The organism is Streptococcus sp. CL9.43, assembly GCF_049737935.1.
Classification (GTDB): domain Bacteria; phylum Bacillota; class Bacilli; order Lactobacillales; family Streptococcaceae; genus Streptococcus; species Streptococcus infantis_I.
The window spans coordinates 22,568-46,444 of sequence record NZ_JBKOTS010000001.1; the positions used below are offsets into that span (position 1 = coordinate 22,568).

At 38.3% G+C, this 23,877-nt stretch carries 22 protein-coding genes and 1 pseudogene; 3 read left to right on the forward strand and 20 right to left on the reverse strand.

Annotation, left to right across the window (positions count from 1 at the left end; genetic code table 11):
- Positions 1-267: 267 nt before the first annotated feature.
- The 14 genes and pseudogenes from ACLNCS_RS00140 to ACLNCS_RS00205 form a co-directional block, all read right to left on the reverse strand.
- Entirely contained in the window at positions 268-759 is a 492-nt protein-coding gene (locus ACLNCS_RS00140) for a phosphoribosylanthranilate isomerase (RefSeq protein WP_424846582.1), read from the reverse strand.
- A gap of 88 nt (positions 760-847) precedes the next feature.
- Positions 848-1,600, reverse strand: a complete 753-nt coding sequence (locus ACLNCS_RS00145; RefSeq protein ID WP_424846584.1) for a lysostaphin resistance A-like protein — start codon at positions 1,598-1,600, stop codon at positions 848-850.
- A 178-nt stretch (positions 1,601-1,778) separates the two neighbouring features.
- A pseudogene (locus ACLNCS_RS00150) lies at positions 1,779-2,387 on the reverse strand (Type 1 glutamine amidotransferase-like domain-containing protein).
- Positions 2,388-2,435: 48 nt separating this feature from the next.
- On the reverse strand, positions 2,436-2,864 hold the full coding sequence (gene aac(6'), locus ACLNCS_RS00155) for an aminoglycoside 6'-N-acetyltransferase (RefSeq protein WP_214261964.1): 429 nt from the start codon (positions 2,862-2,864) through the stop codon (positions 2,436-2,438).
- 225 nt (positions 2,865-3,089) lie between these two features.
- Positions 3,090-4,448, reverse strand: a complete 1,359-nt coding sequence (rlmD, locus tag ACLNCS_RS00160; protein ID WP_424846587.1) for a 23S rRNA (uracil(1939)-C(5))-methyltransferase RlmD — start codon at positions 4,446-4,448, stop codon at positions 3,090-3,092.
- 74 nt (positions 4,449-4,522) lie between these two features.
- Entirely contained in the window at positions 4,523-5,497 is a 975-nt protein-coding gene (locus ACLNCS_RS00165; RefSeq protein ID WP_004252795.1) for a DUF1002 domain-containing protein, read from the reverse strand.
- Between the two features lie 81 nt (positions 5,498-5,578).
- Positions 5,579-6,181: a lysozyme family protein gene (locus ACLNCS_RS00170; protein ID WP_424846589.1), complete on the reverse strand. Its 603-nt coding sequence runs from the start codon at positions 6,179-6,181 to the stop codon at positions 5,579-5,581.
- On the reverse strand, positions 6,181-7,155 hold the full coding sequence (locus ACLNCS_RS00175) for a nucleoid-associated protein (protein WP_424846591.1): 975 nt from the start codon (positions 7,153-7,155) through the stop codon (positions 6,181-6,183). Before ACLNCS_RS00175 ends, ACLNCS_RS00170 begins: the two co-directional genes overlap by 1 nt.
- A 6-nt stretch (positions 7,156-7,161) precedes the next feature.
- Complete coding sequence (gene glyA / locus ACLNCS_RS00180; RefSeq protein ID WP_424846593.1) at positions 7,162-8,418, reverse strand: serine hydroxymethyltransferase; 1,257 nt, start codon at positions 8,416-8,418, stop codon at positions 7,162-7,164.
- Complete coding sequence (locus ACLNCS_RS00185) at positions 8,415-8,861, reverse strand: GNAT family N-acetyltransferase (RefSeq protein ID WP_424846595.1); 447 nt, start codon at positions 8,859-8,861, stop codon at positions 8,415-8,417. The genes glyA and ACLNCS_RS00185 overlap by 4 nt, the downstream gene beginning before the upstream one ends.
- A gap of 1 nt (position 8,862) precedes the next feature.
- Complete coding sequence (locus ACLNCS_RS00190) at positions 8,863-9,465, reverse strand: L-threonylcarbamoyladenylate synthase (RefSeq protein ID WP_424846597.1); 603 nt, start codon at positions 9,463-9,465, stop codon at positions 8,863-8,865.
- A complete protein-coding gene (prmC, locus tag ACLNCS_RS00195; protein ID WP_424846599.1) occupies positions 9,449-10,285 on the reverse strand; it encodes a peptide chain release factor N(5)-glutamine methyltransferase in 837 nt (278 codons plus the stop codon). Before prmC ends, ACLNCS_RS00190 begins: the two co-directional genes overlap by 17 nt.
- Positions 10,285-11,364, reverse strand: a complete 1,080-nt coding sequence (prfA, locus tag ACLNCS_RS00200) for a peptide chain release factor 1 (protein ID WP_424846601.1) — start codon at positions 11,362-11,364, stop codon at positions 10,285-10,287. The genes prmC and prfA overlap by 1 nt, the downstream gene beginning before the upstream one ends.
- Positions 11,365-11,366: 2 nt before the next feature.
- Complete coding sequence (locus tag ACLNCS_RS00205; RefSeq protein ID WP_004252774.1) at positions 11,367-11,951, reverse strand: thymidine kinase; 585 nt, start codon at positions 11,949-11,951, stop codon at positions 11,367-11,369.
- A 122-nt stretch (positions 11,952-12,073) separates the two neighbouring features.
- Here ACLNCS_RS00205 and ACLNCS_RS00210 point away from each other — a divergent pair, with 122 nt between their 5' ends.
- Both ACLNCS_RS00210 and mnmE read left to right on the forward strand, forming a co-directional pair.
- Positions 12,074-12,256 (forward strand): 4-oxalocrotonate tautomerase, encoded by a 183-nt coding sequence (locus ACLNCS_RS00210; protein WP_054363450.1) that lies wholly within the window; start codon positions 12,074-12,076, stop codon positions 12,254-12,256.
- Positions 12,257-12,370: 114 nt separating this feature from the next.
- On the forward strand, positions 12,371-13,744 hold the full coding sequence (gene mnmE / locus ACLNCS_RS00215; RefSeq protein ID WP_424846604.1) for a tRNA uridine-5-carboxymethylaminomethyl(34) synthesis GTPase MnmE: 1,374 nt from the start codon (positions 12,371-12,373) through the stop codon (positions 13,742-13,744).
- Between the two features lie 394 nt (positions 13,745-14,138).
- Here the strand turns inward: mnmE and hemH are convergent, their stop codons facing one another.
- A complete protein-coding gene (hemH, locus tag ACLNCS_RS00220; protein ID WP_414313969.1) occupies positions 14,139-15,233 on the reverse strand; it encodes a ferrochelatase in 1,095 nt (364 codons plus the stop codon).
- A 154-nt stretch (positions 15,234-15,387) separates the two neighbouring features.
- Here hemH and pepT point away from each other — a divergent pair, with 154 nt between their 5' ends.
- Positions 15,388-16,611 (forward strand): peptidase T, encoded by a 1,224-nt coding sequence (gene pepT / locus ACLNCS_RS00225; RefSeq protein WP_424846606.1) that lies wholly within the window; start codon positions 15,388-15,390, stop codon positions 16,609-16,611.
- Between the two features lie 26 nt (positions 16,612-16,637).
- On the opposite strand, the gene ACLNCS_RS00230 is transcribed toward pepT, so the two are convergent.
- From ACLNCS_RS00230 to ACLNCS_RS00250, 5 genes are all read right to left on the reverse strand, one after another.
- Positions 16,638-19,943, reverse strand: coding sequence for a pneumococcal-type histidine triad protein (locus ACLNCS_RS00230; protein ID WP_424846608.1), 3,306 nt, complete (start codon positions 19,941-19,943; stop codon positions 16,638-16,640).
- A 7-nt stretch (positions 19,944-19,950) separates the two neighbouring features.
- On the reverse strand, positions 19,951-20,853 hold the full coding sequence (locus tag ACLNCS_RS00235) for a metal ABC transporter solute-binding protein, Zn/Mn family (protein WP_424847156.1): 903 nt from the start codon (positions 20,851-20,853) through the stop codon (positions 19,951-19,953).
- A gap of 215 nt (positions 20,854-21,068) precedes the next feature.
- A complete protein-coding gene (locus tag ACLNCS_RS00240; protein WP_070678241.1) occupies positions 21,069-21,980 on the reverse strand; it encodes a bifunctional riboflavin kinase/FAD synthetase in 912 nt (303 codons plus the stop codon).
- Between the two features lie 54 nt (positions 21,981-22,034).
- Positions 22,035-23,018, reverse strand: coding sequence for a dihydroorotate dehydrogenase (locus tag ACLNCS_RS00245; RefSeq protein WP_083312344.1), 984 nt, complete (start codon positions 23,016-23,018; stop codon positions 22,035-22,037).
- Entirely contained in the window at positions 22,981-23,781 is an 801-nt protein-coding gene (locus ACLNCS_RS00250) for a dihydroorotate dehydrogenase electron transfer subunit (RefSeq protein WP_070678205.1), read from the reverse strand. Before ACLNCS_RS00250 ends, ACLNCS_RS00245 begins: the two co-directional genes overlap by 38 nt.
- Positions 23,782-23,877 lie beyond the last annotated feature (96 nt).

Below are 23,877 nucleotides of genomic sequence, written 5' to 3' on the forward strand. Positions count from 1 at the left end.
ATTTAAACTCCTTACTAAAGGACTTTCACTAGATAAATACTTGTTCAATCAGTTTGAACAAGTAGTGATGACTAATCAAATAAAAAGTCTCTAACATTGATTATCTAGAATGACCACACGTTACTTTCAATAATGGATATCCTGATCAAAATTTTAAAATGTTGTTTCCTTACTAATTCTATTACTCGCCAATATTGTATAAATTAAATAAGCAATAAAAATAACATAGCAGCCAGTCTTACAACTTACTACTTTTCATATGATAATTTACAAATGTTTTTCCAGCCACTCGATCTTTTTAAAATCCTTATTGTTATTTTGTTCATTTCGATAGGAGTCTTGAGAAGAAGCTTTGTAAATACTTAGATACTGCTCCATACTTGGAAGACGAAAAGTGATGCCTTCAGTGTGGATAAGCTCTATATCCGATTCCGAAACTCCTGCAAAATCTGGTAAGGAATCGATACTTCCAAATTCAACACTCACTCGATCCTTTTTGAATTCATGCTCATGAATATCTATTAAGACGTAACCTAAGTCTTTCATCACTTTCATTATCTTGTCCCAGTCATAAATTCTGAGATGATCAGGTGCTTCCCAACCTCTAGGGTCACCAGGCACATGAATGTCAATGTCAGATGGCCCCCAATTTTCTTTCGTTCTAAACTCCAATCCCAAAGACCCCATCAATGTCGGTGTAATTCCGACTCGATTTAAATGGAAACAAATGGTTTTAAATTCTTCAAATAAGAGACTCATGTATACTCTAAACCTTTCATATAAATGTTCGTTATTTCTACTTTATTACCTTGAACAAAATCATCTTCATTTTCTAGAGTGTATCCATTTATTTTGGATACAAATTCTTTTCCTTACTAATTCTATTACTCGCCAATATTGTATAAATTAAATAAGCAATAAAAATGATAATAAAAATAAGATTAATCTTCAGCACAAAATAGAGATTTAACAAATTTGCGAACGCATGAAATAATATGCAGTAACCGACAGATTGGGTTTGACGGTAAAGAAGTCCTAAAACAAAACTTAAAAATAACGTATATATAAAAAATAAAATAAAAGGAAATCCTTGATGACTTTCTCCTACTATAAACCATAAAGGCAGATGCCAAATCCCCCAAATTGATCCTACGATCAAATTAGATTTCCAATAAGTATATTTTTTATCAAGTAAGGGTTGTAGTATGCCTCTCCATCCTAATTCTTCGTGACCACCACCAAAAAAGATTAATTGAATAAAGAATAATGGCATCAGATAAATTGATAATTCATTTAATTCTAAGGAAGATACATAAAATAGTATCAAAATTGCTAACAAATGAATAATGAAATAAATACTACTATTTCCTTTCTTACCAAATAGAAAATGTTGAAATTTTATATTATTCCTTTTTAAATAAAAGCCACTTGCAATAGCTGGTCCAAGTGCACCTACTATATGTAATGATCTCGCTATAATCGTTTCTAATCCCAAAATATGAGATTGCGTAATTATGGCGAGAAGCCCCCATGTTATATAAGTAATTCCAAATGTAATATAAAGATAATTTTTTAAATTCCTTTTATCAATTTCTGTCATTTCATCTCCATATCTTGATTATTTTAAATGTAATATTTGTTACTGCTTCTTAGTTGCTCTCGATTATAACTACCTATATTCTATCACAAAAACACAAAAAAAGCCTTACAATCAAGGCTTTTCATTATTCATTTCGTCAATACTTTAGTTTCATAGATTCAGATTCGCATGATAAAAACTAGTCAATTTTCTCTATGATATTTCCAAGTTTATTCAATATAAGACATGAGTGATCATTTAGTGGAATTATGGGAACATCAACAAGTCCTTCAGCTATATCCTTATTTGCTTTATCATTCCATGAATCATAATGGACACTAATTAAAAACTGACTAAAGATTCCTAATCCATTTTTTATCTTTATCTGATGATCTGAATTATCATTAGGTGAGACATAGACTTTTTCTCCTAATAATAGGGCTCCTGCAGAAAAACCTATAACTTTCGCCCCTTTATTAATCATGTGATCGATATAATTTTTGAATTCCTGATTGACGTAAGTAGCTATATATTTTTCCGTATTTCCACCACCAATGATAATTAGATCAGCATCTAAATAGCTATCAAAATCAATCTGCTAAGAGTCCAAAAGTAAGTAATCAGTGTTTAGATTAGGAAATTGACTTTGGAAAACTTCCGTGTACTTTTTCATATAGGGTTGCCAATTATCTCGAAAAACTGTAAAAATAACAATTCTTCCAATCTTCCTTGATGACACAATTTTATTAACAATCGTATGGTTCTTTATCGGCGGATTTCCACCCATTAAAAAAATTTGTTCGTCCAATCTTTCACACTTTCTAAAAAATACATAAGTGTTGACCGCGTTCTGAAATTATAATTCTTTCTTAAAATGGATAATTCTATTTGCCTCCTGAAATCCAATATTGAGATGAAATTTTATAGAATCGGTATTCGTTAAAGTACAGTCACTTGCAAATTCCTTACATCCTTTATTTTTCGCCCATTCCTCACATTTTGTACAGAGATTTTTAGCAATATCCTTTAAACGATATTCCTCGTCGACAATAATCCCTTCTAAGAATCCAACAGGACTATATTTACAACCTTCAACATAATCAAATCTGAGTGAACATAGTGCTAGACCTATAATTGTGTCACCTTCAACTTCAGTAAAGATTGCAGTATTTTTGCCATTCGTATATCTCTTTACTTCATCAATAGCTTCTTTATCGGTCAATTGGGGCCATAATTGTTTCATTAATTTAGCCGTTTTTATAGAATCTTTTGTTATTCCATCCATATTGATGTTCCTCCGCGAATTACAAGCAAATGTTACGAATCATGCTGTTACTTTGTTACTCATTGATTGATACCAATACCATCCCCTTCTACTTTTCGACTGTCTCAGATCGGAAGAGTAGAGCCACGCACTCAGCGGTTCGGACTTACCGTATCATCGCGTCGGTGCCCCTCCTCATTCTACGAGTCCTATCCCATGGGCGGAGCATCTACTTCTACTTCGCTACTATGTAGCTCGTACAAGTAGTGATACCGCCTCAACATGATGCGTTTGCGGAAAAAGGTCCACCGGCTGGACTTTCTTCAACTCATAGCCCAACTCTTGATAGAGTTTGATATCACGCGCCATGGTTGCGACATTACAGGAGATATAGGCGATGCGGTCAGCTCCTGTTTGGGCGCTTGCTTTGATAAAGCTTTCGGTCAAACCCTTGCGTGGAGGGTCGACCAAGATTGCAGTTGGTTGGATGCCTTCTTTGAGCCAATTTTTCATAGCATTTTCTGCAGTAGCACAGACATAGTGGGCATTGGTAATACCGTTTAACTCTGCATTCTTAATACTATTCTCCACGGCTTCTGAAATGACCTCAACCCCATAAACTTCTTTAACATGCTTAGCGACTGATAAACCAATAGTCCCGATTCCTGAGTAGGCATCGATCACCACATCCTCTTCTCTTAACTCCGCAAAATCAATAGCTGTCTGATAAAGCTTCTCTGCCATTTCGGTATTGACCTGATAAAAGGCTGGTCCAGAAATTTGGAAGCTATTCCCCAACATTTGGTCCGTAATGTAATCTTGACCATAGAGAACTCGCCATTCTTTTCCAAAAATGGCATTGGTATTCTGGTCATTGATATTTTGCATAACAGACACAATCTCTGGGAACTGCTTGATGGCTTGTTCAATCAACTGTTCAACTCGGAAAATTTTAGGACGAGTGGTCACCAAAATAACCATGATTTGACCTGAATGATGGCCACGACGAACAACAAGGTTACGAATCAAGCCGGACTGTTCCTTCTCATCATAGGGTTTTAAGTCATAGCGACGAAGCAAATCACGTAAAGCCACAATAACTTGGTCAATGACTGAATCTTGGATATAAAAATCTTCAAGAGGCATCAGATCATGAGAATTCTTACGGAAGAAACCAGTTTCCAGAACACCGTTGACTCGACGAACTGGTACCTGAGCCTTGTTACGATACTTGACAGGATTATCCATGCCAAGAGTATCTGAAACCTCTACATCCGTAATTCCAGCAATCTTATATAGGCTATCTTTTACTTGCTTGGTTTTAAACTTGAGTTGCTCTGGATAAGCTAGATGCCCCAAGTCGGCTATGCCTGAACGCAGGTAAGCCAAATCCAAGTCTTGATTTCGATGTGGAGATTGTGTAAGATATTCCTCGACTTTACCAAAGCCTATCTTCTTGTTGACTTTAAGGACACGCATAAGGATTTTTTCAGTCGGTAGAGCATTCTCTACAAAGAAGACCAAGCCATCTATCTTGGCAACACCTGCTCCTTCATGGGTCAAATCGACAATCTCAACTTCTACAATATCATTTTTCTTTAACATATGTTTCACTTTCTATGAGCCGACAAAAAAAGACGGCAACAATCCTGTTACCATCTATTATACCATGAATTGACCTAAGCACCAAAACTCTTGAAGAAATCAAGGATAGCTTGCCAAATTGAGCTAAGGATGTTTCCACCGTCTTGAATAGCTTTATTGGCGTCAAAGTTAAGGTCGATATTGCTGAAACTGTCACCAGCTTGCGCAACGATACTTTGTTTCAAGTCTTTTAGAGTCTTTGTAAAGTCTTCGTTGTTAAGAATATCACTTTTAGAAAGATTAAAGGCAAAGTTGATGATGACGTTGACCTGGTTTCCTGTAACAACTTGATCCAGTTTGTAGTTCTTCAAAGTATCTTCGACAATTTTACGAACATCATCTTCTGTAAGTTCACCTTTAGACTCTTTAGCCTTAGCAACTGCTGCCTTGATATCGGCAAGAGCTACATTCAGCTTATTGGCATCGAAGCCTGATTTGTCCTTGTTTTCATCGTTAATGTCTGACAAGGCCTTGAGCTCTTCCTGAGCCAAGTCTTTATTTTCTTGAGGTAATTTTACACCATTTGACTCAAGGGAATAGTAAATACCTGCTAGAGCACTTTCCCCAGTAACCGGAATTGGTGCCGCAACGGTGATACGTGCGTGCTCGACACCCAATGTAACAGCAGCATTACGGTACATGTCTTGGGTCACTTTGGTGATGTTTTCAGGTGTTTCAATCTTCACTTCAAGTGGAGATTTTTCACCTAGTTTTTGAATTTTTGCTGACGAATAAAGTTGAAGACTAGAGTCGTTGGCGACATTCATAATTTTTGAGTAGACATCTGGTGTCATGGTCTTCAAGTCTTTAGTATCTTTTGATGCATCATAGCCTAGTTTTTTAAGTGTTTGATTTTTTTGATCTTCTGTTAGTGAAGAACCCAAGACATACTCAGGTTGAACATAGGTTTCATCAATGACTTTTTGAACATCAGTAGCTGCCTGGGCGCTTTGCAATGTTGCAACTGCTAAAAGTACTGCAGCGCTAGTCAGAAAGAATTTCTTTCGCATGAGACGTTCCTCCTTTTCTTCTCTAGCATATTAAAGTATCCTTAAAGAAAACTTATAAAAGCACCTAGAATTTCTAGATGCTTAAAATAGATTAAAAATTTTCATGATATAGAGATTTACTTGAACCTGTCTAGAGTAATAATAGTTTCCCCCATCGACATAAAGTTCTCCACCCTGAAAAATGGAAATAGGATTGATGTAGCGATAGGTTTTTCCTGTTGTATTCCCTAATGTCGGCGCAACTGTATCTCTAGAATATTGTTTAGCTAGAGCAATCGTATTCTTTTTCCCATTTTGGGCGATAAAATCAATATAAGCAGGTCCAAAGTTATAAGCTTGAATGGCTGTCCAGACATCCACTCCTTTTTCTTGAGCCAGATACAGATTTTCTGTCAAAGTTTGAACACCTTGCCGAATACTACTTGCATTATCGTTTATGGTATCAGTAGAGCCACTAGCAGATTCACTTGACTGCATCACGTCTCCTTCTTTACCCTTAGTTTCTGTATAAATCATGGCGAGCACAAGCTCTTCGTTTGCTGGGGTATCTCTCTCATTCAAGATTTCGCGAACCATGGGTTGGTAGGTCATGACTTGTTTGACATCCTGACGAATCAGATAAGCTTTATATCCAGCGAAAAGGAAGACTGCTAGTACCAGCATTCTTCGTATAAGTTTAAACATTATTTATTTTGTATATCCTCGATGTTTTTGATTAAGATAGAATAGGTTCCATTATCGTTTTGAATGAACTCAACTGATTCTGCATCTTGATAGACATTGTTTGGTACGATGAGTTCAATTCCGTTTGACAAGGAAAGTTTCTGATTCTCAAATCTCTTTAACTGACGACTGGCATCAATCTCATCAAACTGTACTGGCTCTGGTACTGCTTCTTTGACCTGGTCAATGAAGCTAAGTCGAGCAGTAAGATTATTGTCAAAAAGATCATTGGCTAATTTTTCTGGAGAGAGCTCATTATTCTCTTCAAGATTATTGAAAATTGCTGATTTTACCTTGGATTGAAATTGAAAATCATCTGTGTTAAAGGTTTCGGCAATCTTTTGAGCCGTTTTTTCTAATTCCTTAATAGATTTCTTAGGTGAAATCTTTGGTTGTTCTTGGATAAGATTCTCAGAAAAATAGTTTAAAAAGGCTCCATTATACTTGATGCGTTTTTCAATCAAGTGATACTTGCGACTTTGAAGATTAACAACTAGTGCTTCATCTGCTCCAGTTCCAAACCCAGGTAAGTTATTTTGAGTCAGTTTGATTGGATTGTCAACCTCGCCACCCAAGTGTGTCAAGGTTTCACGCAATGCAATTCGTAGAAAGGCAAAGTGGTCTACTCCCTCTTTTGAAAACTGGACAAAAACCAAGTCATTAGTCTTTTGGTTTTCAGATACAGAGAATTCCTCTTTCCAGAGATTAGCAATTGTAACAGATGTTTCCATTAAATCTTCTGTGATGTGATTGAAAAAAGGATTATCCTCTTCAAAAATACCAGTTTTGGCATCATCTGAATACACACGCTCCACTTTTTTACGCAAGTATTCCTCGATTTTAGGAGTGATATTGAGAAACTTATCCGCCAAGAACAACTCTGTGTCATCAGGGCTGAACTGATGGATAATGGCTTTCTTAATATAAATATCCATAAAATATTAGTCCTCATACAATGGGAAGGCATCTGTCAAGGATTTGACTGCACTTCTCACTTCTTCTAAGACAGCTTCGTTTTCTGCATTCTTAAGGGCTTTAATAATAAGTTCAGCAACTTGACGGCTTTCTTTTTCACCAAAACAACGAGCAGTAATTGCTGCTGCTCCGATACGAATACCACTTGTCTTGAATGGTGACAATGTTTCGTAAGGGATTGAGTTTTTATTAAGGGTAATGTTGACCTCATCCAATAAATTTTGGGCTACTTTTCCGCTTTCTACAACCTTTGTGACATCCACTAAGAAGAGGTGGTTTTCAGTACCACCTGAGATAATACGGAAATCAGGATCTTGCAGGAATACTTCAGCCATAGCCGTGCTATTTTTGATAACATTAGCAGCATATTCTTTAAATGCTGGATCCAATACTTCTTTAAAAGCTACAGCCTTAGCAGCAACAACATGCTCTAAAGGACCACCCTGAATACCAGGGAAAATCGCAGAATTGATTTTCTTGGCAAGGTCTTCATCGTTAGTCAAAATCAACCCACCACGTGGTCCACGAAGAGTTTTGTGAGTTGTTGTCGTTGTGATATGTGCGTATGGAACTGGATTTGGGTGAAGACCAGCTGCAACCAAGCCAGCAATGTGGGCCATGTCGACCATGAGTTTTGCGCCCACAGAATCCGCAATTTTACGGAATTTTGAGAAATCAATAATGTGAGAATAGGCTGAGGCACCAGCAACGATAAGTTTTGGTTGCACTTCTTGAGCTTGTTTTAAGATGGCGTCAAAGTCCAAAAGCTCTGTCTCCGGATCAACGCTATATGAAACGAAGTTATAGGTTTGGCCTGAGAAGCTGACAGGAGCTCCGTGAGTCAAGTGTCCACCCGCAGCTAAATCCATCCCCATAACAGTATCACCTGGTTCGATCAAGGCCATGTATGCTGCACAGTTAGCTTGACTTCCTGAGTGAGGTTGGACATTGGCAAACTTAGCACCAAAGATTTCTTTCGCACGTTCAATAGCTAGACTTTCGATAACATCCACTACATCTGTACCACCGTAATAACGACGTCCAGGATATCCTTCAGCATATTTATTAGTCAAGATAGAACCCTGCGCTGCCATTACAGCCTTAGATACAACGTTCTCTGAAGCAATCAACTCAATATTGTTTTGTTGGCGTTCCTCTTCTTTGGCAATGGCATTCCAAAGATCTGCATCATATGCTTTAAAATCATCTTTGTCAAAAATCATAGGTCTTCTCCTTTTAGTAATTTAATAAACCGTTTCTGCATCTTATCACAAGTATAACCAACTTTTTCATAAAATGCATGCGCACCAATACGATGGTCTGCAGAGTTTAAACGAATAAACTCATAACCCCGTCTTTTCGTTTCTTTCTCCAACCCTTCAAGTAAATCTCTACCAAAACCTCTACCCTGGCTTTGTGGCAACACTGCCAAGGCTAAGATATTGAATCCTGCTTTAGAATAAAGAGACTCATAAACCTCAGCGTGAATATAACCAACTAGTTCATGACTAGTATCATCCTCATAACCAAGTAGGAAATGATGTGAGTCTTGGGATAATTTGGTTAGTTGACTAGCCGTTTCCTCAGGGCTAAAATCATAACCTAAAGCATCTTTGTTAATCTCATGAATCGATGCAACATCTGTTGCTTTCAAAGCACGTATCATATCATACCTCCTCAAAAGGAATTTCAGGTATCTTGGCAAGGATATCTTCTCGATTTATCGAACCTTGGCGTAGAATTCTAGCCTTACAAGCAGTCAAATCTAAAATAGTCGAATCCTGACCCGTTAAAAAAGCATCATCTTCTATTCCCAGAACCTCTTGTCCGAAGTCTTTTAAAATTTCTTTAAAGCTAACACCGCTTGTATGTCCTGAAATATTTGCAGACGGGCCGATTAAGGGACCAAACTCACGAATCAATTCTAGAGTGACGGGATGACTCGGCATGCGAAATCCAACAGTCATCAAGTCTGAATTGACCCAGTAAGGGACCTTGTCATTAGCTTCTAGGATAATGGTCAATGGACCAGGAAGAAAACTATCAACAAGTTTTTGTAAATAAGGTGGCTGATTCTTAGAAAAGTTCAAGATATCGTCTAGATGAGCGACATTGAGATTAAGTGCCTTGTCTCTTGGACGACGTTTAAGCTGGTAGACATGGTCAACAGCCTTTTTATCCAATGCTTTTGCAAAGAGACCATAAACTGTCTCGGTCGGCAAAACTACTGCTCCACCCTTTTCCAACTCTTGCTTAATTTTCTCCATCATCAATGACTACCATCCTATCTTGGCCAAATTGGTCTTTGAGCGTTCGAACTCGTTTCTCGGGAAAATTTTTTCTGAAGAGATCCGGTACACTTTGACCTTGTTTGTAGCCAATTTCAAGATAAATCTTACCACCATCATTTAGATAGCCCTTGGAGTCTTCCGCGATTCTACGGTAGATAGCTAGGCCATCCTCGTCAGCAAAAAGTGCCAAGTGTGGTTCTGAATGCAAAACATTCAAGCCAACTTCTTCTTGATCTTCACGAGAAATGTATGGTGGATTGGATACAATTATATCATATTTTGAAGAAATTTCGGAGAAACAGTCAGATTTGATAAACGAGAGATTTAGATTTTGAGCGTTAGCATTCTCCAACGATAAGTCTAAAGCATCCTGTGAAATATCCGCAGCTGCAACAGACCAAACTGGCCTATTTTTAGCTAAAGCAAGGGCTATTGCACCGCTTCCTGTTCCGATATCTAGTACTTTAAGATTTTTCTCAGGATTTTCAGTCAAGATGAGGTCTACTAGCTCTTCTGTCTCTGGACGAGGAATCAAAACTCGCTCATCTACTTTTAACTGCATCCCAAAGAATTCAGCATGACCGATGATGTACTGAGCAGGTACATGTTCTGCTAATTTCTTGTAAATTTCCTCCACAAATTGCTTCTCTTCCTCTGTTACTTCTTGCTGGAGGGCAAAGACAAAGTCTGTAAAAGATAGATTTTTTAGGCTACGATAGACAAAGGAGAGGCTTTCTGCTTCCTCTCCTTGTACTATCAACTTTTCCTCAAAATCTTTAAAAATTTGAGCTAATTTCATTATTTGTTTAATTCTTCCAATTTTTGTGTTTGGTCATAAAGAACCAAGGCATCTACAACTTCATCCAATTTACCAGCTAGAATTGTATCAAGTTTTTGTAGAGTCAGGCCGATACGATGGTCTGTTACACGGTTTTGTGGGAAGTTATAAGTACGGATACGCTCTGAACGATCACCAGTACCGATTGCAGACTTACGCTCAGCATCTTGCTCATCTTGGGCAATCTGAGCAAAGTGGTCAGCCACACGCGCACGGATGATCTTCATGGCCTTCTCACGGTTTTTCTGCTGGGTACGTTCTTCCTGCATCTCAACCTTGATATTGGTTGGCAAGTGAACGATACGAACGGCAGTCGCAACCTTGTTGACGTTCTGTCCACCAGCACCTGATGCGTGGTAAATATCAACACGAAGGTCTTTTGGATCAATATCGTACTCTATTTCTTCTACCTCAGGCATGACAAGGACAGTTGCTGTCGAGGTATGAACACGACCTTGGCTTTCTGTCACAGGGACACGTTGCACACGGTGGGCACCTGACTCGTACTTAAGCTTAGAGTATACAGACTGACCTGATACCATGGCAACCACTTCTTTAAAGCCACCGACACCGTTCATAGATGCTTCCATGACTTCAAAGCGCCAACCTTGGGCTTCAGCATACTTTTGGTACATGGTTAGCAAATCTCCAGCAAAAAGTGCTGCCTCATCTCCACCAGCAGCTCCACGGATTTCAAGGATGATGTTCTTATCATCGTTTGGATCTTTTGGAAGAAGCAAGATTTTCAATTTTTCTTCGTACTCTTCTTTTTCTGCCTTAGCATCCTTGAGTTCTTGCTTGGCCATTTCTTCCAAGTCAGCATCTCCGCCAGACTCTTTAATCATTTCCTCAGCATCAACGATGTTTTGGAGGACTTGTTTGTATTCACGGTAGGCAGTTACGGTATCACGAGTAGAAGCTTCCTCTTTTGAAAGCTCCATGAAACGCTTGGTATCAGAGACCACATCAGGGTCGCTCAGCAATTCTCCCAACTCTTCATAACGGTCTTCTACAGCTTGTAGTTGATCATAGATATTCATTCTTATTGATTCTCCTTATTGATTTCAGGGGCAAAATAATGTTTACGGCAAACCGAGATATAGGTTTCATTCCCACCTATCTGGATTTGTTCACCATCATAAACAGGCAGTCCGTCCTGCGTACGCAACACCATGGTCGCCTTTTTCTTACAATACTGACAGATGGTTTTAATCTCATCAATTTTATCTGCTAATAACAATAGATGTTTAGATCCTTCGAACAGCTCATTGCGAAAGTCGTTCTTTAAACCAAAGGCCATAACAGGTATGTCTAACTCATCGACGACACGAGCTAAATCGTAAACATGGTGACGCTTCAGAAATTGGGCTTCATCGACCAAAACACAGTAGGGTTTTTCAGGTAAGTCTCGAATAAAACCAAAAATATCCGTAGTATCATCGATAGCAACTGCTGGTCGCTTCATGCCAATCCGACTCGACACATAGCCTATACCGTCTCTTGTATCCAGAGCCGAAGTCATGATAACAACTCCCTTTCCTTGCTCCTCATAGTTATAGGCTACCTTGAGAATCTCGATGGTCTTTCCTGAATTCATGGTCCCATAACGATAATACAACTGTGCCATGTTTCTATTTCACGTCCATTTCTAATTTTCTGCTACATTCTAGTATATCATATTTTCCAAAAGCTTTAAACGGCAAAATGTGGTAAAATAGAAGAAATCAAAAACTAGTGGAGGAAGCTATTATGCCATTTGTACGCATCGATTTATTTGAAGGTCGCACGCTCGAGCAAAAGAAAGTCCTAGCAAAGGAAGTAACCGAAGCTGTGGTTCGTAACACTGGTGCACCACAATCTGCTGTTCATGTCATCATCAACGATATGCCTGAAGGAACTTACTTCCCGCAAGGGGAAATGCGCACTAAGTAAAGCTTAAGCGATATGCTTAGGCTTTTCTTTATAAGTGGCATTCGTTGAATAAAAAACTTTATTTTGTTACAATTTTAAGAGATATTTGTATATAAATTGTTAAAAGGAAATGAAATGATTACACGTGAATTTGATACCATTGCTGCAATCTCTACACCTCTTGGAGAAGGAGCCATTGGTATTGTCCGCTTGAGCGGAACAGACAGTTTTGCCATTGCGCAAAAGATTTTTAAAGGCAAAGACTTGAGTAAAGTTGCCAGCCACACACTGAACTACGGCCACATTGTTGACCCTTTGACAGGTAAGGTTATGGACGAGGTCATGGTTGGGGCTATGAAGTCTCCGAAGACCTTTACTCGTGAGGATATTATAGAGATTAATACCCACGGTGGGATTGCTGTGACCAATGAAATCCTGCAATTGGCTATCCGTGAAGGGGCTCGCATGGCAGAACCTGGTGAGTTTACCAAACGTGCCTTCCTCAACGGTCGTGTAGACTTGACTCAGGCTGAAGCTGTAATGGATATCATCCGTGCTAAGACTGACAAGGCTATGAATATAGCAGTCAAACAACTTGATGGATCCCTGTCTGACCTCATTAACAATACTCGTCAGGAAATTCTTAATACCTTGGCTCAGGTTGAGGTTAATATCGATTACCCTGAGTATGACGATGTAGAAGAAGCCACTACTGCTGTTGTCCGCGAAAAAACTATGGAGTTTGAACAACTCTTGACCAATCTCCTAAAAACTGCACGTCGTGGGAAAATCCTCCGCGAAGGAATTTCAACGGCCATTATTGGTCGTCCAAACGTTGGGAAATCAAGTCTCCTCAACAACCTCCTGCGTGAAGATAAAGCCATTGTAACGGATATTGCAGGGACTACTCGAGATGTCATTGAAGAATACGTCAATATCAACGGTGTTCCACTGAAGTTGATTGATACCGCTGGTATTCGTGAAACAGATGATATCGTGGAACAAATCGGGGTTGAACGCTCTAAAAAAGCCCTCAAGGAAGCTGACTTAGTTCTACTAGTCCTAAATGCTAGTGAACCTCTGACTGCCCAAGATCGACAACTTCTTGAAATTAGTCAAGATACTAATCGAATCATTCTTCTCAACAAAACTGACCTGCCAGAAGCGATTGAAACTGCTGAACTTCCAGATAATGTCATTCGTATTTCAGTCCTTAAAAATCAAAACATTGATAAGATTGAAGAACGCATCAATAACCTCTTCTTTGAAAATGCAGGACTTGTTGAACAAGATGCTACCTATTTATCCAACGCCCGTCATATTTCTCTGATTGAGAAGGCAGTTGAAAGCCTGCAAGCTGTTAACGAAGGTCTTGAACTGGGGATGCCAGTTGATCTTCTTCAAGTAGATTTGACCCGTACCTGGGAAATTCTTGGCGAAATAACTGGTGATGCTGCGCCAGATGAACTTATTACTCAATTATTTAGCCAATTCTGTTTAGGTAAATAACATAAAAACTAGGTCATAAAAATGGTAGTCACCTAAAAAGAGGTTGGGACAAAAAGATCCCAACCTCAATTTTTATTATCAATCATAATTTGACGCGGTAGCTGATTGAGCTTTTTGTTCGTCTTTTAGACTCCAAAAAGCTCCTAATCATCCTCGCGGGGCTGAGACTACGAAATCAAGACTTTGTCTATCGATTTCTGTCCCACCGCCTTTTCTTTCACGTTCTAAATTATATCCTGCCTTAGCAGAAATCTGAAACAAACCTTATACTCAATGAAAATCAAAGAGCAAACTAGGAAACTAGCCGCAGGCTGTACTTGAGTACGCCAAGGCGACGTTGACGCAGTTTGAATTTGATTTTCGAAGAGTATTACCAGTTCTTTTCCATTTTCACTTAGTCTTTAGGTAATTTGCCAGCTTTTTCAAGCATTTTTTTGATTAAATAAGGCATCTTGACATTTTCACGACCTTTTTTCTCAATTAATTTTTTAACAAATTCTGGCATTTGTAAGTCTTGTGATTCATCTAAAATATTCTTAGTTTCTTCCGAAGGGACTAATTCATCAAAGGTTTCTTCTTCTGGGAGGAATTCTCTAAATTCTTTATGTTCATTAGCTCGGATAATATTGATCAAGGCATCAATCAAACGAGAATCTGTATTTGGCATTGGTGGACGATGGTAGTTCACCTCCAATTCCTGACACAAGTCATGACATTCCACATCGTTGTCAAACAAGACTTCAATATGCTCACTGATAAAACTAATAGGCACAAAAATATAATGCTCTGGGTGTTCTTCCTGTTCTCTAAGATACTCCAATACATCTGGTTTAATCCAAGGAATACCAATATCACTTTCGCTCTGCCAAGTGTTGGTATATTGCTCTTGTTTCAAGCCTAATTTCTCAGCAATTAACTTGCTATTTTCGAAAATCTGGTCGATATAGGGATCACCAAAATCCAAGGCAAAAATGGGTACACTGTGGGCAGAAAAGATGACTTTAAAGCTATCCTGTTTCACCTTTTCTTTTAAAATTTTAGCAATTTCATCTGTCCAATAGTTTAATAGTTCTTCTTCTTGATACCAGTCTTTAATAACTAAAAACTGAATTTGTTTACTTTCCAGAAACTTTTCGTAGCCCATGACAGAGTAAAAGGAATAGTGTGGCTCCAAAATCAAGCAAATACACTTTTCAATTCCATCTGCCTCCATTTGCCGAATTACATCTGGAATAAAAGGAGTTGAAAATTTATTGGCAAAATAGACACTATATTCATTTCCTAACCTAGCTTCTACCAAAGAAACTTCTTTACGGGTAATTTTTTGAAGTGGAGTGCCTCCAATTCGAACATAATTATCATAAAGGGTTTGAATCTCGTGGTCTTGAGGTCGAACTCCTCGACGAATGTTGGTAAAAAAGTTGGCTACTCCTTCAAAGGTAATCTCTTCTGGTGAACCAAATGTCATCATTAAAATTGCTTTTTTCATCTCTGCATCCTTGTGATATTTTTATCTTTCTTATTGTATCACTAAAGAAGCCATAAGTAAACGCTAACATAAGGATTTTATCTCCCTTCCGACTTTTGTTTTTCTCTTCTTTCTATGATACAATGGTTTTAAAGAAGGAAAAAAAGGAGTTATGATGAAATACCCTACATTACTAGAGCGTTTTTTAACTTATGTTAAGGTTAACACACGTTCAGACGAAAATTCTACTACTACACCAAGCACTCAGAGTCAAGTAGACTTTGCGACTAATATCCTCATCCCAGAAATGAAACGTGTCGGTTTGCAAAATGTCTATTATTTGCCAAACGGTTTTGCTATCGGTACACTTCCAGCTAACGATCCAAGTTTAACTCGCAAGATTGGTTTTATCTCCCACATGGATACGGCTGATTTTAATGCTGAAGGTGTTAACCCTCAAGTTATTGAAAACTATGATGGGGGAGTTATAGAGCTTGGGAATTCTGGTTTCAAACTTGATCCTGCAGATTTCAAGAGCTTAGAGAAGTATCATGGACAAACCTTGATTACTACAGATGGGACTACTCTTCTCGGTGCCGATGACAAATCTGGTATCGCCGAAATCATGACTGCTATCGAATACTTGACTGCTCATCCTGAGATTAAACACTGTGAAATCCGTGTCGGATTTGGTCCGGATGAAGAAATCGGCGTTGGTGCCAATAAATTTGATGCAGAGGACTTCAATGTTGACTTCGCTTATACAGTCGACGGCGGACCTCTTGGAGAATTGCAGTATGAAACCTTCTCTGCTGCAGGAGCTGAACTTCACTTCCAAGGCCGTAATGTTCACCCAGGAACAGCTAAAGGACAAATGGTCAATGCTCTCCAGTTAGCCATCGACTTCCACAATCAACTTCCAGCTGGTGACCGACCTGAGTTGACTGAGGGTTACCAAGGTTTCTACCATCTCATGGATGTAACCGGAACTGTCGAGGAAGCGCGTGCTAGCTACATCATTCGCGATTTTGAAAAAGAAACCTTTGAAGCGCGTAAGGCTGCCATGCAAGCTATTGCTGATAAGATGAACCAAGAACTTGGTAGTGATCGTGTAACCTTGACTTTGACAGACCAATACTACAACATGAAAGAAGTTATCGAAAAGGATATGACTCCAATCACTATTGCTAAAGCAGTGATGGAAAATCTTGATATTACTCCTATTATCGAGCCTATCCGTGGTGGAACTGACGGTTCTAAGATTTCTTTCATGGGAATTCCAACTCCAAATATCTTCGCTGGTGGTGAAAATATGCACGGACGTTTTGAATATGTCAGCCTTCAAACTATGGAGCGTGCAGTTGATACAATCATTGGCATTGTATCTTACAAAGACTAAAAAAGAAGTAGCTTTGCTACTTCTTTTTAATTTACTTCTTTGTCAATTGTTTCAGGACTTGTAGTAGTTGAATGCGAACTTGATTCTTCACTTGTTACTTCGGTGCTAGCTTGACCTGGTGTTTCTTGTTTTGTTTCAACAGGTGTTTCTTGACTTGGCGTTACTTTTGATCTAAGCTCTTGATTTAACAAGACTATTTCTTGGGCAACTGCTAGAAGAGCCTGCTTATCCTTACTTGCTGCTGCTAGTTTATCAAACAGAGCATCTACTTTTTCAAAGTCAGCATCTGAACCATTATTCATCTCCAAATAGCTATGGAGAGCAATGACTCCGTTATAGAGTTTTTGGTAAAGAACTAAAACCTCTGGGTCTTGTTTCGAATTATCACGTTCATTTTGGATTGTTAGTGAAATACGTTTCAAGAGATCATGGACCTGTGTATTTAATTCATCAAGGTCTGCGTCTTCTTTCTCCAAAGCAGCCTTCAGATTTTTCACTTCGTCAGAGAGTGAAGCTTTAACCCCTTCCTCATTGACTTGATTCACTAATTCTTCAGCTTTTGTTAGTAACTCTTCTACTTGCCCTTTTAAGACATGATTACTTTGTTCCTCAGGTTTAATATCATCATACAAACCTTTCAAGAACTCATAGACTGCAGTTTTAGCACTATGGCCATCCACTTTTTCTGTATCTAAGATTGTTTCAGAAGCCTTGCTTGCAACCGGCTCATTATTCAGTGCTTCTTCTACTTCCAGTTTTGTTTGGTAGATTTCCGGGAAGAGTTTGTTCAAGTCAGTCGCCTTAAGGAAGGATTGTGATTGATAAAGTGTCCAAGTTAAGTTCGCAACTTTATTTCTAAGAGTGTCATTTAAGTGATTATCAGATAAATGTTGATAGAAATACTTAATGTACTCGACTGTTGTAACTCCAGTACGATCATTGAAGTCCTGCAAGGCTTCTAGTTTAGCTTCAACTGCATCTAAACCTGCTTCATCTTGGGCTAGTTTATTTTCTTGAAGCTGAGTTAATAAATCCTTCTTAGGAAGTCCATAAGCATCTGTGTCTAAGGTATTAATCTTATCTACTAAAGCTTGATATTTCTTGTCTAAAGGACTGATTTCTGTTGGTTTGACACTTGAGTCAATGTGAATATACTGCTTATCAAACAAATCCAAAGCTGCCAAATAACCTGCAGTAGAGTTGGTTGATAGCTTCTTCATATTCTCAGAAAATTGCCCCAAAGCAAGTTCAATCTGTCTTTGAAGAATTGGTTTATCTTTATAGACTTCGCGACTTTCTGCCAAGAGTTGATCAATCTTATACTGGACTGCTTTTTCATCAAAAGCACCAGGTTGGTAAGTTGACTGTAATGCAGGAATTTTGTTTTTCAAAGCGACTTCATAACCTTTGGTTTGAACCTTGATGTAGTGGTTGTGATCACCATGAGGGATAACAAAGCTACCATTTTCAACCTGCAAGCTATAAGGAGAGACTCCATCACGTAGAGCAGTTGTATAGAGTTCGTTTAGGAAATCAAGCTCTGCATCACCTGTTTGAAGCGGAATACGAACGTGTTCCTTACGAACGGCGTAAGGGTGAATGTGAGTTGGATCATAAGCTTGGTCTGGATTACCAAATACAAAGAATCCATTTGAAATTCTGATAGCCTCAAGAGGAACGCCATATGTTTTAGAAATATAAGCTATTTTTTCTTCATCGCTGGCATCTCGAGAGAAACTTTCAACCGTCTTGGCAAGAGGTTTTACAGACTCAGTTTTATGACTGTTTAAATGTTCTTGAGCAGCTTTAATCTGATCTTTTGTTAAATCTTTTTTAAAGAAATAGTGGTTGTGATCTCCATGAGAAACGACAAATCCTTTTTCATCTTCACTTATCACTCGATCTGCTGCAAATCCATGATCGTGCTCTTCCTCATGATGGTGTTCTTCTGGTTTACTACTGTGGTTATCTGGGCTAGTTTCTGATTGTTTATTTCCGTACAAGTGATCCTGCGCGGCCTTGATTTGATCAGGGGATAAATCTTTTTTAAAGAAGTAATGATTGTGATCTCCATGAGAAACGACAAATCCTTTATCATCTTCACTTATCACTCGATCTGCTGCAAAGCCATGATCGTGTTCTTCCTCATGATGGTTTCCATGGTTATCATGATGGTGTTCTTCTGGTTTATGACTGCTATGATTATCTGGGATAGTTTCTGAATGTTTATTGCCGTACAAGTGATCTTGTGCGGCCTTAATTTGATCAGGTGATAAATCTTTTTTAAAGAAGTAATGATTGTGATCGCCATGGCTCATAACAAAACCTTCTGAATCTTCACTTATAATTCTATTTGAATCAAAACCATGATCGTGTTCCTCTTCTTCATGGTGAACATGTGGTAACGGATTATTTGGTGTGGAATTAGAAGGACTTTCTAAGCTTGGAGTGTTAGATTGTGCTTGATGATTGTTAAGAGATGATTTAGGGATATAGTGATAGTGGTCCCCATGTCGTACGATATAAGCATCGCCAGTATCTCTGACAATATCATTAGGGTTAAAGACATAACCATCATCTGCTGCAGAAACACCATTATTCGGTGTCAGTGACAAGGGTTGACTGAGAGCTGAACTATTGCCAGATAAATAAGCCTTTGCGGCAGCTAATTCACCCGCTGACAGATCACTCTTAGGAATATAATGGAAGTGTCCTCCGTGGGGAACGATATAAGCATCTCCTGTATCTTCAATGATATCAGAAGCGTTAAAAACATAACCGTCATCAGTTGTATAACGTCCTTGAGCTCTAGCTGCCACAACTTCCTTAGAATCATTTTTTTGGTCAGATGTATGCTCTTGTTTTTGTTTTTCAATTTGTTCTTTGGTACGAATATTTTCAGCTTGGCTAGCATTTTTTAGGTAGACATAATATTTTCCATCAACTTTGATGATGTAACCACCTTTAATTTCGTTAATGATGTGTTCATCACGCAATTGATAACTTGGATCTTTCATGACTAGTTCTTCACTAAAAATCGCATCGAAAGGAACTTTACCATTATAGTAATGGAAATGATCTCCGTGAGAAGTTACATATCCCTGATCAGTAATTTTCACAACAATTTGTTCGGCCTCAATGCCTTCCTTTTTGCTAACTTGATCAGGAGTCAAATTTTCGTTCTTTTTAGACTCATTCTTTTTCCCATCAACATACGATACACGATTATCTTCCTTCTTCTCTGCTTCTTGGTGCTGATTTAAAACATAAGCACAAACACTAAGCGCAATAACTACTGCTGATCCAGCTAAGTATTTCTTTGTTTTATTCATAATTTCCTCATTTCAATTCTTCTGCTAGTATTGCAATATCCTCTTCTAAATTATCTAAATAAGACTTATCATTTTGTGGGTCTGCCTCTAAAGGATTGAGAGTTTTAAGACTAACACCTGTTGACTTGATAAGGGTTTCAGCTATTTTAGACGAAGCATTTCTCTCTGTAAAAATAGTTTTAACTTTATAGGTCTTAACAAATTCTTGGATTTCAGTCAGTTGTCTTGGGCTTGGTTCTTGATCAGGAGATATTCCTGCAATCCCAAGCTGATTTAGTCCAAATCGTTTTGCCAAATATGAAAAGGCTGTGTGTTGGGTCACAAATGTCTTTTGATTAGCCTTTTCAAAGATGGGTTGGTATTTCTTAGTCAAATCGTGAGCCTTGGCACTAAAATTCTGTGCATTTTTCTGATAGGTATCTTTGTTAGCACTGTCCAGTTCGGATAACTTATCAGCGATAATCTGTGCTTCCTCAGCTACCTTTTCAGGGTCTAACCAAGTATGGGGATCATAAAGACTTTTCTCATCCACACCTTTTCCTACTTCTATATCTTCTAAGCCAGATACTCTATCCAAGGTCATACCCTCAGATGCTTCTAGAACCTTAACCTTGGACTTTTGTAGACTTGGATCTAAACTACCCGCCCAAGACTCTAAGGTATGAGAATGATAAACAAATACATCCGCATCGTAGATAGCTGCAATATCATTTGCTGACGGTTCATAAGAATGAATGCCTGAACTAGACTGAATCATTCTTACATCATTAAGATCACCAGAAACTGCTTTTACCATAGCATATACAGGATAAAAACTGGTAACTATTTTCATTCCATGAGATTCTTTGACATCATTTTGCTTATCTTGACTACAAGCTCCTAAAAATAAGGCAAGTACCGAAGATAGCATACCTATTAGTATTTTCTTTTTCACTAGAACTCCTTAACTAGTATTTAACCATTTAATTAACTAGTAAATATTCTACTCCTTATAATTTAAGATGTCAAGCTAGAAATTTAATTTTTCCCAAAATTTTACCAATAAAAAAAATAAATCTAAGAGTCTTAATCGACTACTTTTGAAAAACAAAAAGCTCGAACTATTATTCGAACTTTTTAATACTTTTATTTTCTTGCAGCTTTTTCATCTTCTTCGAGTTGTTTGACCAGTTGTTCAATGCCGTCAAATTTCACCATATCTCGGATACGATCTAACCAATAGACGGTCACTGTTTCGCCATAAATATCTTCATCAAAATCAAAGATATTCACTTCAAAACGCTCTTCTTCTCCATCAAAGGTTACGTTCTTACCGACACTGGCCATTCCTCGATAGAGTTTTCTCTTGATTTCGATATCAACGGTATAGACACCATCTGCCGGCATATAAGTACGATCCAAGAGCACGAGATTGGCAGTTGGATAACCAATTGTTCGACCACGAGCATTACCATGTACGACTATTCCTCTTGTAGGAAGTGGATTCCCAAGCAGCTGACCTGCTTCTTTCACATTCCCTTCAAGGATAGCTTGACGAATACGAGTAGAGCTAATCTTTCCTTTTTCATCATCTACAGGAGGTACTACAACTACTTCTCCATCAAAGATTTCTTTTAAATCTTCAGCTGATTTTCTATCAGAACCTAAACTATAGTCAAATCCAACTACAATAGTATCCGCTTTAACTTCTTTGACAAAAGTATCTACAAACTCTTGAGCTGTCATATTAGCGATACGACTTGAGAAGTCCATTAAATAAAGATTTTCGACACCAGCTCGTTTAAACTTACGTTCACGTTCTTCTGCATTCAGGATATGAAGTAAATTTTCTGGTGAATAGGGTTTTAAGGTTAATTTTGGTGATTCATGAAAGGTAATTAAAGCAACGCTTAATCTCTTCTTAGCAGCAATTTCACCAGCAATACTAAATAATTTTTGATGTCCAAGGTGGATACCATCAAAATATCCTAAAACAAGGACTGTTGGTCCTGGTGTTGCAATGTCTTTTTCAGTTTTTATAGGTATTGTTACAATCATAGTCATATTATACCAGAAAGAAGAAAGCATTCAAAATATTACGAATTTAAAAAACTATAAGTTACTTTTTACTTCTTTTCTCAATTGCTCCAGAGTTTCGATATTATATTTGTCCATGACTTTTGGTAGGTTATCAATGATATCAGGACAGGCATAAGGATTGGTAAAGTTTGCTGTACCGACTCCTATTGCTGACGCACCCGCCAAATACATTTCTATAGCGGCTTTAGCTGAATCAACTCCTCCCATACCAATGATTGGAAGATTAGTTGTTTGAGCTACTTGACGGATTAGTTTAAGAGCTACCGGAAAAACTGCAGGCCCAGACATTCCACCAGTACCATTGGCAATAATTGGTTTTCTAGTTTTGAGATCAAAGCGCATACCAACAAGGGTATTGATCATAGTGAGACCACTAGCACCTGCATCCTCTACTGCTTTTGCGATGGTCACGATATCAGTTACACTTGGTGTCAATTTAACGTAAACTGGCACATCTGATGCCCCTACGGCTGCTTTTACCACATCATAAGCTAAATCTGGGTCTTGCCCAATCAAAAGTCCGTGATTCCCATGATCGACGTTTGGACAAGAAATATTGAGCTCAATGGCTTTCACGTTAGGTGCCTTGGAAATACCACTAGAAACGGCTGCGTATTCTTGCTTTGAGAATCCAGCAACATTGGCAATGATTGGAAGATTGGGATACTCTCTTTGCAACCAAGGTAACTTTTCAGAGAGAACGGCATCTAGTCCTGGATTTTGTAGACCAATGGCATTCAGCATACCAGCAGGTGTTTCAGCCACTCGAGGAGTTGGATTACCAAAACGTGGTTCAAGGGTTGTAGCTTTAATCATGATAGAGCCCAAGAGATTCAAATCATAGTATTTGGCATACTCTTGTCCGAAACCAAAACAGCCTGAAGCAGGAATGATAGGATTCTTTAATTCTAAGCCTGGTAGAGAAACTTGTAATCGATTTGTAGTCATGACACTCTCCTTATAAAACAACAGTTCCTGTTTTAAATACAGGCCCATCTTCACACACACGTTGACTAACTGTTTCACTATCTGGCACTTTCAGGACACAAGCGTAGCAAGCCCCCATGCCACAGGCCATACGAGATTCTAGAGATAGATAAGCTCTTGGATGGTCATAGAAGGTTTGATTGATATATTTCATCATACCAGGTGCACCGCAAGAGTAGATGGCATCAAATTCTGTGTCAAATTCATTAATCACTACCGATACGTTTCCTTTAATACCATAAGATCCATCATCAGTCGTTACAAAGACCTGACTAAATCTGGATAATTCATCTTCCAAAATAACAGCATCTTTAGTAGCGAATCCTAAAACAGTTGTTATTTCAACACCACGATCATGCAGTTGTTTAGCTACTTCAAGTAAGGGCGGCACTCCGATTCCACCACCAACTATAAGAACACGATTCTTCTTGTCTAAATCAGATAAATCAAAGCCATTTCCTTGAGGTCCCATAACATCTATGCTATCACCTGTTTTTAATCTTGAAAAGATTGCTGTTCCTGCTCCTTCAACTCGATAGATAAGTCTGCATTGCTTAGACGCCTTATCTATTGATGAAATCGAAATTGGACGACGTAAGAGATGGGCATCATCAGGTACACGCAAATGAAGAAATTGGCCCGCTTTCATAGCTTCCACCATTTCTCCTTCAAGTACAAGCTCAAAGATTGCTGGCGCGATTTCCTCCTGAGATACTACTCTCATAACATCTAAGCGAATGGCACCCATTCGTTTTTTACAATTTGGATTCATAACTTTTCCTCCTTAAATTTTAAGGGGATCAGATAAAGAAAAAACCTTGCAATTGCAAGGTTTCAGTTAAGATATTCACACAAAAGTACCAAATAA